Raw genomic sequence first — 13,851 nt, 5'->3', positions numbered from 1 at the left:
CGCCATGATTGAGAAGGCAGCCACCGCGCGTACCGCGCGCCTCGACGCCATCTTCGCCGCGCTGGCCGACCCGACGCGGCGGGCGATCATCGAACGGCTGTCGCGTGGCGAGGCTCGCGTGACCGAAGTCGCCGAACCCTTCCCTATGTCCTTGAACGCCGTGTCGAAACACATTCGCGTCCTCGAGGCGAGCGGTGTGGTCGAGCGGCACAGGAAGGGGCGCGACCACATTCTCTCGATCAACACCAGTTCACTGGACGAAGTCGACGGCTGGATCGCGCGGACGCGCCGTTATTGGGAGGGGCGGCTTGACGCCATGGAGGGTTTGCTGCGCGAGCTGAAGAAGGACGACAAGCGCGGGCCAAAGGATCGCAAGCATGGACCGCGGTGACACAACCGCCCCGGTCGTGCAGATACGCCGGCGCGTCAAGGCCGCGGCGGAGGAGATCTTCGACCTGTGGACCAAACCCGAGTTGATGGTCCGCTGGATGAGCCCCTTTCCTGGCGCGGTCGATTGCAAGGCGAGCTGTGAACTTCGCCCTGGCGGAGCCTTCAGCCTTGTGATGTCATCGCCGCAAGTACGCCGCGAAGTATCCGGCGCCTACGTGCAGATCGAGCGGCCGCGCAAGCTTGTGTTCACGTGGACTGGCCCTCTGACGAACAATGTGAATACGCTCGTGACCGTCGAACTGACGCCGCAGGGCGATGAAACCGACCTCGTGTTGACCCACGAGCGCCTGCCGACCTCGGCCATTCATCAGGGACATACCAAGGGCTGGGGACATATATTGGACCATTTGGCGGATGCGGTGTTGCAAGATCATCGCGGTGAAAGGCAATGATCGACGAAAAGAAACTCGAAGAACGCCTGGTCGCACTGGAAGCAGCCAAGTCCTGGTCGCCGCGCGTCGTCTCGCGGCTGGAGACACTGCTGCGCTCGGGCGCCGACGAGGCGCTCTACCGCATCAATCCGATCCGGTTTGCCGCCGAGAAATCGATCGCCGAATCTGAGGCGATCGATCTTTTCCTCCATGGCAGCGTCGCCGGGCTGTTCGACATGGATTGGCAGCTCGTATGTCCGATGTGCTCCGACGTTGTCGAGAGCTTCCGGTCGTTGCGCAAATTGCACACCCATTTCCACTGCCACCTCTGCCGAAGCGACTACGACGCGGCGCTCGACGATTACATCACGGTGACGTTTACGGTTTCGCCTGCGGTGCGCGCGATCCGCTTCCATGATCCCGAGGCGCTTTCGCCCTGGGATTATGTCTTCCATTACAAGCTGACACCGGACGGCTTGATGCCCGACGGCGTGCCATGGAGCGAGACGGCCAAAGCGCTGGTCCGGCAGCTCACCCGCATCGAACCGGGTTCTTTGGCCAGGCTAGAGGTTGATGCCACGGAGGGCGCGCTTTTCGGTCAAGACTTCGACAGTGACGCGCAATGTTTTTTCCCCGTCGTCGGCGAAGGAGGTTCAACGCCCCCTCACCTGCCGGTCACGCTCGACAGCGGCAAATGTGAATTCACCACCGCAAACATCGCCCCCGGCAAGATCGTGTTCGAGGTCCGCAATACGGGCCCGTTGCCGGTGGTGTTCGGCATCCTGCAGCTGCCGCCGGGAACGCCACAGCGGCCGGCGCTGCGCTTCGTGCCATCGTTATCCGGCAAGCGGTTGTTGATGACGCAAACCTTTCGCGATTTCTTCCGTTCGGAGGTGATCGGCGCGACCGAGGGCATCGCGGTTCTCGATGTCACCCTGGTCTTTACCGACCTGAAAGGCTCGACCGCGCTCTACGAGCGGATCGGCGACCTCAACGCCTACATTCAGGTGCAACGGCACTTCCAGCATCTGCTCGACGTCACGGTCCGGCACAATGGCGCCGTCACCAAGACGATCGGCGATGCCGTGATGGCGGCATTCCTGACCTCGGCCGATGCGGTGCAGGCGGCGATCGAAATGCGCGAAGCCGTGGACGAGCTCAATCGGGATCGCCCGCAGCGCGACTTCGTCCTGAAAATCGGCATCCACCGCGGCGCCTCGATCGCGGTCACGCTCAACGAGCGGCTCGATTATTTTGGCCAGACCGTCAATATCGCGGCAAGGGTACAAAATCTTGCCGACGGCGACGAGATCTGCCTCACCGAGGAAGTTCACAGCGCGGCGGGCGTCAAGGAGATCATCGCGCCCTACCCCGTGATCAAGAGCGAAGCGGAGCTCAAGGGCGTCAGCAAGCCGATGTCGATCTATCATCTGGCTCGAGCCGACGAGGCGTCGCGGCCCTAGTGAAAATCCCGCGACGGCGGCAGAATGCGCACATCGCGCGGATGGCGGATTTTCTGCGCCGGATTATCCGGATGCCCGCGCCGGTCGTCATTCAATGGCTCGATGGTGAGCGGTTCGACCACAGTGGCCCCCGCCGGGACGGCATGTTTGCGGACCGCCTCGTCGTTGGCGAGATCGAAGAGATCGCCGGAGCGATCGAACAGCCGTTCGGCGACCAGATGCACGACCTTTTCCGGGCTGCTCTGGATCCTGCCCTCGACCACGATCAGGCGCGAGCCCATCACCTCTTTGCGGAAGCGTTCCATCACCTTGGGCCACACCACGATATTGGCGATGCCGGTCTCGTCTTCCAGCGTCATGAAGACGACACCCTTGGCGCTGCCCGGACGCTGGCGCACCAGCACCACGCCGGCGCAGCGGACATATTGCCGATCCCGCGCATCGGAGACCGACGAACAGGCGATCACGCCCTCGCGCTCGAACCTCGCGCGCAAGAACTCCATCGGGTGGCCCTTCAGCGACAGACGGATGGTCTGATAGTCCGCGACCACATGCTCCGGCAGCGGCATCGCCGGCAACGGCTTTGCCTGCTCGTCCGGCTGTTCGCGGGCAACCGCCGCCTCGAACAGCGGCAACGGCACATCATCGGGCAGCCGCCTCACCGCCCACAAGGCGGCGCGGCGATCGAGCCCGATCGAGCGAAACGCATCGGCATCCGCCAGCAGGATCAGCGCGCGCTTGGGCAATCCGGTGTCGCGGGCAAATTCCTCCAGCGAGGTAAAGCGGCGGCGGTTGCGCGCGGCGACGATGCGGTCAGCCCAGTCGTCCGCCTCTCCCAAACCGTCATTCCGGTGCGTCGGAATTCCCCCAGTGTCGTCATTCCGGGGCTCGCGAAGCGAGAGCCCGGAATCCATAGAGCCGCTCGAAGATGGGGAGAAATGGATTCCGGGTTCGCTCGTTTCACTCGCGCCCCGGAATGACAAGGAAGAGATGTCATTCCGGGATGGTGCGTCAGCACCAGATCCGGAATCTCGAGATTCTCCGATGAGCAATTGCGCATCATAGTTCACGCTTCGCGTGCCCCGGAATGACGATGAGACAGCATCCCGGAATGACAATGCGGCGGGACCCTTGCGGGATGATGCCCGGTCCTGCTTCAGTCGCTGCTCGTCCGGATCGTTCCATTTGAAGCCGTCGATCTGGCGAAAGCCGAGGCGCACCGCGCAATATTTACCGTCCCTTTCCTCCAGCGTGTTCTGGGCAAAGCTGTAGGAGACGTCGATCTCGCGCACCGTGACGCCGTTCTTGCGGGCATCGCCGACGATCTGCGCCGGCGCATAAAAACCCATCGGCTGCGAATTCAACAAGCCGCAACAGAATGCATCCGGGTGCCAGTACTTCAGCCAGGACGAGACATAGACAAGCTGCGCGAAGCTTGCGGCATGGCTTTCCGGAAACCCGTAGGAACCGAAACCCTTGATCTGCTCGAAACAGTTTTTGGCAAATTGCGGCTCGTATCCTCGCCGGATCATATTCCCGATCAGCTTCTCCTCGAAATTGCCGATCGTCCCGACGTTGCGAAACGTCGCCATCGCGCGGCGCAATCCGTTGGCTTCCTCGGACGTAAAGCCGGCGGCTTCGATCGCGATCCGCATCGCCTGTTCCTGAAACAGCGGCACCCCGAGTGTCTTGTGCAACACCTTGTAGAGTTCGTCCGCAGGACCATGCTGTGGCGATGGCGAGGGATAGTTTTCTTTTTCCAGGCCGTTTCGCCGCCGCAAGTAGGGATGCACCATGTCACCCTGGATCGGGCCGGGCCGCACGATCGCAACCTCAATGACGAGATCGTAGAAGGTGCGCGGCTTCAGGCGCGGCAGCATGTTCATCTGCGCGCGGCTTTCGACCTGGAACACGCCGAGCGACTCGCCGCGGCACAGCATGTCGTAGACCGGCTTCTGGTCCTGGGGAACGCTCGCCAGCGTCCAACGCTCATCCTTGTGTTCGGCGATGAGGTCAAAACACTTTCGGATGCAGGTCAGCATGCCGAGCGCCAGCACATCGACCTTCATCATGCTCAGCGCATCGACATCATCCTTGTCCCATTCGATGAAGGTGCGATCGTCCATCGCCGCATTGCCGATCGGCACGTAAGTGTCGAGCCGGTCCTGGGTCAGCACATAGCCGCCGACATGCTGGGATAGATGCCGCGGAAACTCGATCAGTTCGGTGGCAAGTTCGACCGTAAGCTCGACCATCGGATTTCTGGGATCGAAGCCGGCCTGCTTCACCTGCATCTCGTTGAGGCCACTGCCCCAGCTTCCCCACACCGTATCGGCAAGTGCTGCGGTCACATCCTCGGTCAGCCCGAGCGCCTTGCCGACATCGCGGATCGCGCTGCGCGGCCGGTAATGAATGACGGTTGCGATGATGGCGGCACGGTGCCTTCCATAACGGCGGTAGACATATTGCATCACCTCCTCGCGGCGCGAATGCTCGAAATCGACATCGATGTCGGGCGGCTCAAGCCGCTCCTTGGAAATGAAGCGCTCGAACAACAGATCGACCTTGGTCGGGTCGACGGAGGTGATGCCGAGCACGTAGCACACGGCGGAATTGGCCGCCGAGCCTCTGCCCTGGCAAAGAATGTTCTGGCTGCGCGCATAATGCACGATGTCGTGTACGGTGAGAAAATAATGCGCGTATTTCAGTTCGGCGATGAGGTCGAGCTCCTTGCGCAAGGTCGCGCGCAAGGTGTCGTCGATATTGCCGTCGAAATAGGTTTGCACGCCGGCCCAGGTCAAATCCTCCAGATGCTGCTGGGCGGTCTTGCCGGGCGGCACCGGCTCGTCGGGATACTGATATTTGAGCTGATCGAGCGAAAAACTGATGCGGCCCGCAAACCGCATGGTCTCGGCAATCGCCTCCGGCGCGTCGCGAAACAGCCGGGCCATTTCCGCCGCCGGCTTCAGATGGCGTTCGGCATTGGCTTCAAGACGCCGACCAATGGCGTCAACGGTCGTCTTCTCGCGGATGCAGGTGAGGACATCCTGCAGGCGGCGGCGCGAAGGATGATGGTAGAGCACCTCATTGGTCGCAAGGAGCGGTACGCGGGCTTCATGCGCGAGGCGCTTGAGGCGGGCCAGACGCCGCCGGTCGTCGCCGCGATAGAGCAGGCTAGCCGCCAGCCATACGCCGTCGGCCTGGCTCGACCGCAGCCGCTTCAGAACCTCATGCGCTTTTGTCTCGTCGAAACGATGCGGCAGCGCCAGCACCAGAAGCTGGCCTTCGGTGAATTCCAGGAGATCGTCGATCTTCAGGAGGCATTCGCCCTTGACCGTGTCCTCGCCAAGTTTGCCACGGGTGAGCAATTGGCATAACCGCCCGTAAGCGGCTCGATCGCTTGGATAGACCAGAATGTCCGGCGTGCCGTCGATGAAAACGATCCGCGACCCGATCATGAGTTTCGGCTTGTGCTTGACTTCCGGATTGTCGAGTTCGCTGAACGCACGCACCACGCCGGCGAGCGTGTTGTGGTCGGCGATGCCGATCGCGGCAAGACGGAGCTCGCTGGCCTGATGGACATAGGCCTGCGGGTGCGAGCCGCCGCGCAGGAACGAAAAGTTCGTGGTGATGCCGATTTCCGCATAGGCTGGTGGTGGAGTGGTCATGCGAACAGCCCATGCATGAACCAGTTCGGCTGCACCGGCATGCCCTCCTGCTGCTCGATCTCGCGGTCGTAGAGACCGTCGCGATAGAGCCAGAAGCGCAAACCTTCCTCGTCCTCGACGCGGAAGTAATCGCGCGTCAGCGCCGCACCTTCCGGCCGCCACCATTCCATGGCGACGCGTTCGGGACCTTCGACGCGCACCACGGCATGGGTGGCGCGACGCCAGACGAAGCGCGCCGGCGGACCGTCCGGCACTTCGGCGATCACCTTGATCTGTTCCGGCCGCTCGAACAGCCGCAGCGGCCGCAGCGGCGGCTCGCTCTCGATGCGCGCCGGCCAGGCCGCTTGCGCCGCCTCCGCCAGATGATGCTGCGCCGGGAGAGCCTGCACCGCGCGTTCGGGAATGTGAGTGTCTTGCGGCACATGAACGAGCACGCGCTTGCCGCCGATGCGCGCGGCAATCCGGTCGATCAGGGCTGAAATCTCGTCCTGGTCATGCACATGGGCGTCGAGATCGCGCTGCTCCTGCACCACGATTTCGGTGCGGCTTGCGGCGAGGCGAATGAGGTCGAAACCGAATCCGGGATCGAGAGGATCGTTTAACGCCTCCAGCCGCTCGCGAAACAGCCGGTCGATCACTTCGCCTTGGGTCACAGGCCGCCCGGTATCGACCGTGATGGTGCGAACCGCGCCATCGGTCCGGAAGAAACGCGCTTCCAGTTGCCGTGCGCCCTTGCCTTGCTTGCCCATCGCCGACACCAGCGTCCCAGCGAGCCCCGACAAAGTGGCGGAGATGACCGCTTCCGTCGTAACCGGCTCGGCAAAACGCTTTTCCACGATGTAATCGGGCAGCGGCTTTCGCGGGTTGATCGGCGCATCGCTTTGACCAAGCGCCTGTTCCAACAGCGCCGTGAAACGGGCGCCAAATCGCGCGGTGATTTCGTGGCGCCCGCGTTCCGCCACCTCGCCGATGGTTTTGAGCCCGGCGCGGCGCAAACCCGTCACCACGGATATATCCGCCCCCAGCGCCGACACCGGCAACGATCCGACCGCCTCATGCTCCTTGCCGTCGCGGACGATCCGGCCATGGACGTGACGGGTCAGCGCCCTAGCGCAGACCGCCGTGCCGGCGATGGCGCCACTCACCTTGAATCCCTGCACGGTCAGGACAGAGCATACGAGATTCATCATTGCCGCCTCGCCGCCGAACAGATGCGCGCAGCCGGTGATGTCGAGAAACAGACCGTGCGGAGGATCGAGCGCCACCAGCGGCGTGAAGCGGTCGCACCAATCGGCGATGGCGTTCAGCGTGTCGGCGTCCGCAACCTCATCGGCATCGTAGACCTTGACTTCGGGGCAGATGGCGCGGGCGTTGGCCAGCGGCAGGTCGAGCGCAAGCCCAACCTGCGCCGCCGCATCGTTGAGCGCGGAAATCCGCAGCATGTTGTTTTGTTTGGCAACGACAATGCTGGGCTCAAGGTTTGATCCCTCCCCCCGCGAGTGCAACAAGTGGTGGGGAGAGAGATAAGAGAATGCTTCGCAAGCGTTTTGTTTAGCTCGCGCGGTGCCGGATAATTGACGCCTGATGCGATCGGTGGGCAGGCGCGGCAGCCACAGGCTGAGGATACGGCGCCGGTTTTCCGAAAAGGCATTCATCACTTTTCCATTCCATGATCCAGCGGCCGGTGGGGCCATGACGGTTGCGGACAAGCTGCGTCTCGAACACAGGCGCACCCCATGCACTCGACGGGTGTGAGCTAGGTGGCGAATGCGCCGCGCGCACGATCCACCTCGTCTCGGCGGTCGAGGCCCTCGGCTCCGCCGCCATCCGCAACATCAATCCGGTTGCGCCTGAAGCCTGCGCAGCCAAGGTCAGCTTGCGGCTGGCGACAAGATCGAATTGTTTCGCCTCGCCCCAGAGTTCCAGCACCACCGCGCCCACCGCGTCGCAGGCAAGCGCATCGGCACTCGCCCGCAGCACCTGTTCGACATCGGCCGCGTGGACGCTGACGAGAAGACGCGGATCAAGACCGAGTTCGCAAAAGCCGCTCATCGAGACGGCGCCGGTCTCGACTTCCGCAAAATCCTGCCGGATCCAGACCACGGGCCGTCGCACCGCAAGGCGCCCTGCGAGCCCCGCGACAAAGCCGGTCGCCGCGGCGCTCTGCCGACCGGCTGCCGCAAACACTTCGTGCATGGCGCCCACGGCAAGCCCGCCTTGTAGATGTGCGTCGGCCTCGGCATGTCCGAGCGGCACCTTGCGCGACGCATAGGCCGCGCCATGCGTCTCGATGCGCTCGATCTGGCCGCGTAAGGCCGCAACTTTCCCGGCTGCGCTCATCACCATGATGCGCCGCGTCCTTCTGAATTGATGAGAACCAGAAGCTGGCTCATTTGTTCATGATATGTTCTAATTTAAAGCTAACGGGCACGAAAGAGTCAATCGAATTGACGGCTCGATGATTCACCAATGGAATCAAAGGGATTTTGAATGGACTTACAACGCAAGCTGGAAATCCTGGCGGATGCCGCCAAATACGACGCGTCCTGCGCCTCCTCCGGCACCGAGATGCGGGATTCCTCCGACGGCAAGGGCCTCGGCTCGACCGCGCCCGGCATGGGCATCTGCCACTCCTACGCGCCGGACGGCCGCTGCATCTCGTTGTTGAAGGTGCTGCTCACCAACGCCTGCAACTACGATTGCCTTTATTGCGTCAACCGCACCTCGAGCAATGTGCCGCGCGCCCGCTTCACCATCGAGGAGGTGGTGAAGCTGACGCTCGACTTTTATCGCCGCAATTACATCGAGGGACTGTTTCTCTCCTCCGGCATCATCCGCAGCGCCGACTACACCATGGAGCAAGTGGTGCGCGTCGCGCGAAGCTTACGCGAGGAGCATCACTTCCGCGGCTATATTCATCTCAAGACCATCCCCGAGGCCGATGACGCGCTGATCTCGGAAGCCGGCAAATATGCCGACCGTCTCAGCATCAATATCGAGGTGCCCGAAGAGAACAGCCTTGCAAGGCTTGCCCCGGAAAAGGACGTGCGCGCGATCCGCCGCACCATGGGCCGGCTTCGCCTCAAGCTCGACGAAGCCAAACCGGATCAAAAATCGAAAGCAAAGCCGCCGCACTTTGCTCCCGCAGGCCAGAGCACGCAGATGATTATCGGTGCCGACGCCGCAGACGATCAGACCATTCTCTCAACCAGCGCCAATCTCTACGGCGCCTATCGCCTCAAGCGCGTCTATTACTCCGCCTTCAGCCCGATCCCGGATTCAAGCCGCGCGCTGCCGCTTTCGGCGCCGCCGTTGTTGCGTGAGCATCGGCTCTATCAGGCCGACTGGCTGATGCGCTTCTACGGTTTCGATGTCGGCGAGATCGTCGAAGGCGCGGGCATGCTTCCGCTGGATATCGATCCGAAGCTCGCCTGGGCGCTGCGGCATCGCGACCGCTTCCCGCTCGATATCGCGCGCGCCAGCCGCGAGGAGCTGTTGCGGGTGCCCGGCTTCGGCCGCAAAGCCGTCGAGCGCATCATCGAGACCCGGCGCTGGACGTCGATCCGACTTGCCGATCTCGCCCGGCTTCATATTCCGAGGCAAAAGGCGCTGCCCTTCGTCGTTCTCAGCGATCACCGCCCCTCGCCGCATTGGCTGGACGCCGCAAACCTTGCCCAGCGCTTCAAGCCGAAGGCGGCCCAATTGGGATTTGGATTCTAAATGAACACTATCGTGCTTGATCATGAAACCGACTTCGATGGTTGGCGTCACGCCGCACGCGCGCTGGTGCTCGATGGCATCAAGCCGGAGGATGTGACCTGGACCATCAAAGGCGAGGAAGAATTATTCGGCCCGACCACGACAAGTTCGCCGCCGCGGCCATCGAACGGAACGTTCAATGTTCCGGCGAAATTCGTCGAGCTCGCACAGATCGCGATCCTGCACCGCGACCGCAAGCGCTTTGCCCTGCTCTACCGCCTGCTGTGGCGGCTGCGTCATCACCACGACCTTCTGGAAGTCGCCACCGATCCCGACGTCATCAGCGTCAGTGCGATGGCCAAGGCGGTCCGGCGCGACGAGCACAAGATGCATGCCTTCGTTCGTTTCCGCGAAATCGGACGCGAGCGCGAGGCGCACTACGTTGCCTGGTTCGAGCCCGCGCATCACATCGTCGAATTGGCGGCGCCGTTCTTCGCGCGCCGCTTTGCCGACATGCCCTGGTCGATCCTGACGCCCGAGCGCTGCGCGCATTGGGACGGTTTTGCGATTTCATTCACACCGGGCGTGAGCAAGGCCGAGGCGCCAGCTTCGGACCGGCTGGAGGAAACCTGGCGACGCTACTACGCCACGATCTTCAACCCGGCCCGGCTCAAGGTGAAGGCCATGAATACGGAAATGCCGAAAAAGTACTGGAGGAACCTGCCCGAGGCCTCATTGATTAAACCCCTGATCGCTGGCGCGGCCCGCGCTTCTGAGGCGATGATCGGCAAAGCGCCGACCGAGCCGCACAAGGCGCAACAGCGTCTGGAACAACCGATGAAACGAAAGACCGCCAGCGAGCTTGAAACACTGCGCGAGGAAGCAGCTTCCTGCCGCGCCTGTCCGCTATGGAAAGACGCGACGCAAACGGTGTTTGGCGAGGGACCGCCGCACGCCACGATCATGCTGGTCGGCGAGCAGCCCGGCGACAAGGAAGACCTCGCCGGCAAGCCGTTCGTCGGACCGGCCGGACAAATGCTCGACCGCGCTTTGGTCGAAGCCGGTATCGATCGCAACAAGGTCTATGTCACCAACGCGGTCAAACATTTCAAATTCGTCCCGCGCGGAAAAATCCGGCTGCACCAGAAACCGTCCACGCCCGAAATCAAGGCGTGCCGGCCATGGTATGAGCGCGAACGGGCGGCCATCAAGCCGGTGCTTGTGGTCGCGATGGGCGCGACCGCCGCGCAAGGCGTGCTCGGCAAAATCACGCCGATTAACAAGAACCGCGGTCACCTCATTGATCTCGATGAGCAAACCAAAGCGCTGGTAACGGTGCATCCGTCCTATCTGCTGCGGCTGCCGGACCAGGATGCCAAGGCGCGGGAATACGCGCGCTTTGTCGAGGACCTGAAGCTGGCCGCCGCGGTGTTGCGAAAGTCCGCGCGCGCGGCCTGACCGGCCTTTTTTTGCGCCGTCCTGCTAAGGCTGCCGGCGACCGTCGATTGCCACTATTCCCGTCTATTTTTGCAAAAAATTCCGGTGGATCGGCGGGCTGTCCACGCGCTCCTTAAAAAAGTATTCTGCAAGCAATTCCAACTGGATCAGGCGGGCTTTTCGCGGTCGGCGGGGATATCCCCGCGGCTGTCATCTAACCTTCAAATCCATCGGTCATTGGTGAAGGCTCAACGTATTAGGGGCGCGGATAATGACTGATTTTGCACTTAACCAAAATGTTAGCGGGACGGACGGCGGACCGATCCAGCCGGCCTCACGCCCGAATCTCGACAAGGGTTTTAACCCCCTGACCATGATTATTTTTTTCGGCATTCTCGCTGCCGGCCTGTTGTTTGTGGCCTACAGCATTTACGTCGACGTCGATGCCACCGGCACCAAAGTAACGACCTATCTGCCCTACATCCTGTTGATGGTGGCGCTGCTGATCGCGCTCGGCTTCGAATTCGTCAACGGCTTCCACGACACCGCCAACGCGGTCGCCACGGTGATCTACACCCATTCGCTGCCGGCCGAGTTCGCGGTGATGTGGTCGGGCTTCTTCAATTTTCTCGGCGTTCTGACCTCCTCCGGCGCGGTGGCCTTCGGTATCGTCTCGCTGCTGCCGGTCGAACTGATCCTTCAGGTCGGAAGCAGCGCGGGCTTTGCCATGGTGTTCGCGCTGTTGATTGCCGCGATCATCTGGAATCTCGGCACCTGGTGGTTCGGTCTGCCCGCTTCCAGCTCCCACACCCTGATCGGCTCGATCATCGGCGTCGGTGTCGTCAACGCGTTGATGCGCGGCCGCGACGGCACCTCGGGCGTGGACTGGAGCAAGGCGACTGAAATCGGCTATGCGCTGTTGCTGTCGCCGCTGGTCGGCTTCATCTGCGCGGCGATTCTCCTGATGGTCCTGAAGGTGATCGTCCGCAATCCGGCGCTTTATGCGGCACCGGAAGGCAACAAGGCTCCGCCGATCTGGATCCGTGGCCTCTTGATCCTGACCTGCACCGGCGTCAGCTTCGCGCACGGTTCGAACGACGGTCAGAAGGGCATGGGTCTGATCATGCTGATCCTGATCGGCACCGTGCCGACTGCCTACGCCCTCAACCGCACGCTGCCGGACTCGCAGATTGCCCTCTTCCAGCAAAACTCCGACGCCGCCTCAAAGGTGATCGCGACCAAGGGTGCCGGTCACAGCGTTATCGGCGATCCGCGTCCGGCCGTGACGCAATACGTGTCGCAGCACCGCCTCACCGAGGGCACCTATCCGTCGCTGTCGGCGCTGGTGAAGGACGTCGGCGATCAGGTTCAGAAGTACGGCTCGCTGAACAAGGTTCCGTCGGAAGCCGTCGGCAACACCCGTAACGACATGTACCTGACCTCGGAGGCGATCCGCTTCCTGATGAAGGACAAGGAAAGCGATCTCAGCAAGGACGAGATCGCGGTGTTGAACAAGTACAAGGGCTCGCTGGATGCCGCCACCAAGTTCATCCCGAACTGGGTCAAGATTGCGGTGGCGCTGGCGCTCGGGCTTGGCACCATGATCGGCTGGAAGCGCATCGTCGTCACCGTCGGCGAGAAGATCGGCAAGACGCACCTCACCTACGCACAAGGTGCGGCGGCCGAGCTGGTGGCGGCGGCCACGATCGCTGCGGCCGATAATTTCGGTCTGCCGGTGTCCACCACCCACGTGCTGTCGTCCGGTGTCGCCGGCGCCATGGCCGCCAACGGATCGGGGCTTCAGGTCTCGACCATCCGCAACATGGCCATGGCCTGGGTGCTGACGCTGCCGATCGCGATCATGCTTTCGGGTGGGCTGTACTTCATCTTTGCCCACCTGTTCTGATCTCTCCAGGCGGATCGAACACATAGAAAGAGGCCCGCATCACGCGGGCCTCTTTTTGTTTTGGCGGCGCTGCGTCCTCAGGCGGCGAGCGTGTTCTCGACCAGCTTGATCCAGTAGGACGTGCCGTAGACGATCGCGTTGTCGTCGAAATTATAGGCCGGGTGATGCAGGCCGGCGCTGTCGCCGTTACCGCAGAAAATGAACGCGCCCGGGCGCTTCTCGAGCATGTAGGCGAAGTCCTCGCCCCCCATCAGCGGCGCCATCTCCTCGACATTGCCGTCACCCGCGATTTCTTTCGCCACCTTGATCGCGAAATCGGTTTCGGCCGCGTGGTTGACCACGACGGGATAGCCGCGGGCATATTCGAGATCGATCTTCGCGCCGGTCATGCGTGCGACACCCTCGACCACCTCGCGCACGCGTTTTTCAACCAGCGTTCGCACGTCTGCCGTCAAGGTCCTGACCGTACCGCGGATTTCCGCCGTTTGCGGGATCACGTTGCGGGCATTGCCGGCGTGAAACTCGCACATGGAAATAACCGCGGAATCGAGCGGATCGACACTGCGCGAAACGATCGATTGCAACGCCGTGATCAACTGCGCACCGACCATGACGGAATCGATCGACAGATGCGGCCGCGCCGCGTGGCCGCCTCGCCCTTCGATGTGAATGTTGACGGCGTCGGTCGAGGCCATGATCGGGCCTGGCCGGATCGCGAAGCTGCCGACGGGAATCCCCGGCCCGTTGTGCATGCCGTAGACCTGATCGATGGTGAAGCGCTCGAACAGCCCGTCCTTGATCATCGCCGCGGCACCAAAGCCGCCCTCTTCCGCCGGCTGAAAGATTACCACGGCCTC

General features: G+C 62.4%; 10 protein-coding genes. 6 read left to right on the top strand and 4 right to left on the bottom strand.

What is annotated here, in order from left to right; genetic code table 11:
• Positions 1-4 precede the first annotated feature (4 nt).
• From VFL62_RS23010 to VFL62_RS23000, 3 genes are read left to right on the top strand one after another with little or no spacing between them, the layout of a single operon-like run.
• The gene (locus VFL62_RS23010; protein ID WP_325174698.1) at positions 5-391 is read left to right on the top strand and encodes a metalloregulator ArsR/SmtB family transcription factor; all 387 of its coding nucleotides are present in this window, start codon (positions 5-7) and stop codon (positions 389-391) included.
• Positions 378-842, top strand: coding sequence for an SRPBCC domain-containing protein (locus tag VFL62_RS23005; protein ID WP_325174697.1), 465 nt, complete (start codon positions 378-380; stop codon positions 840-842). The genes VFL62_RS23010 and VFL62_RS23005 overlap by 14 nt, the downstream gene beginning before the upstream one ends.
• Entirely contained in the window at positions 839-2,284 is a 1,446-nt protein-coding gene (locus VFL62_RS23000) for an adenylate/guanylate cyclase domain-containing protein (protein ID WP_325174696.1), read from the top strand. The genes VFL62_RS23005 and VFL62_RS23000 overlap by 4 nt, the downstream gene beginning before the upstream one ends.
• On the opposite strand, the gene VFL62_RS22995 is transcribed toward VFL62_RS23000, so the two are convergent.
• Genes VFL62_RS22995 through VFL62_RS22985 form a run of 3 tightly spaced genes read right to left on the bottom strand, consistent with a single transcriptional unit; the run spans position 2,281 to position 8,292 of the window.
• On the bottom strand, positions 2,281-5,952 hold the full coding sequence (locus VFL62_RS22995) for an error-prone DNA polymerase (protein WP_325174695.1): 3,672 nt from the start codon (positions 5,950-5,952) through the stop codon (positions 2,281-2,283). The genes VFL62_RS23000 and VFL62_RS22995 overlap by 4 nt on opposite strands.
• Entirely contained in the window at positions 5,949-7,607 is a 1,659-nt protein-coding gene (locus tag VFL62_RS22990) for a DNA polymerase Y family protein (RefSeq protein ID WP_325174694.1), read from the bottom strand. Before VFL62_RS22990 ends, VFL62_RS22995 begins: the two co-directional genes overlap by 4 nt.
• Positions 7,504-8,292, bottom strand: a complete 789-nt coding sequence (locus VFL62_RS22985) for a DNA repair protein (RefSeq protein ID WP_325174693.1) — start codon at positions 8,290-8,292, stop codon at positions 7,504-7,506. The genes VFL62_RS22990 and VFL62_RS22985 overlap by 104 nt, the downstream gene beginning before the upstream one ends.
• Positions 8,293-8,442: 150 nt before the next feature.
• Here VFL62_RS22985 and VFL62_RS22980 point away from each other — a divergent pair, with 150 nt between their 5' ends.
• From VFL62_RS22980 to VFL62_RS22970, 3 genes are all read left to right on the top strand, one after another.
• Entirely contained in the window at positions 8,443-9,672 is a 1,230-nt protein-coding gene (locus VFL62_RS22980; RefSeq protein ID WP_325174692.1) for a putative DNA modification/repair radical SAM protein, read from the top strand.
• Positions 9,673-11,109, top strand: coding sequence for a UdgX family uracil-DNA binding protein (locus VFL62_RS22975; RefSeq protein ID WP_325174691.1), 1,437 nt, complete (start codon positions 9,673-9,675; stop codon positions 11,107-11,109).
• Positions 11,110-11,359: 250 nt separating this feature from the next.
• Complete coding sequence (locus VFL62_RS22970) at positions 11,360-12,994, top strand: inorganic phosphate transporter (protein ID WP_325174690.1); 1,635 nt, start codon at positions 11,360-11,362, stop codon at positions 12,992-12,994.
• 77 nt (positions 12,995-13,071) lie between these two features.
• On the opposite strand, the gene VFL62_RS22965 is transcribed toward VFL62_RS22970, so the two are convergent.
• Positions 13,072-13,851, bottom strand: a 780-nt coding sequence (locus tag VFL62_RS22965) for an amidohydrolase (RefSeq protein WP_325174689.1), incomplete at its 5' end; no start/stop codon positions are given.

It is taken from the genome of Bradyrhizobium sp. (genome assembly GCF_035701725.1).
GTDB lineage: Bacteria > Pseudomonadota > Alphaproteobacteria > Rhizobiales > Xanthobacteraceae > Bradyrhizobium.
The sequence above is the reverse complement of the archived record's forward strand: the minus strand, read 5'-3'. Positions and strand labels throughout refer to the sequence as shown.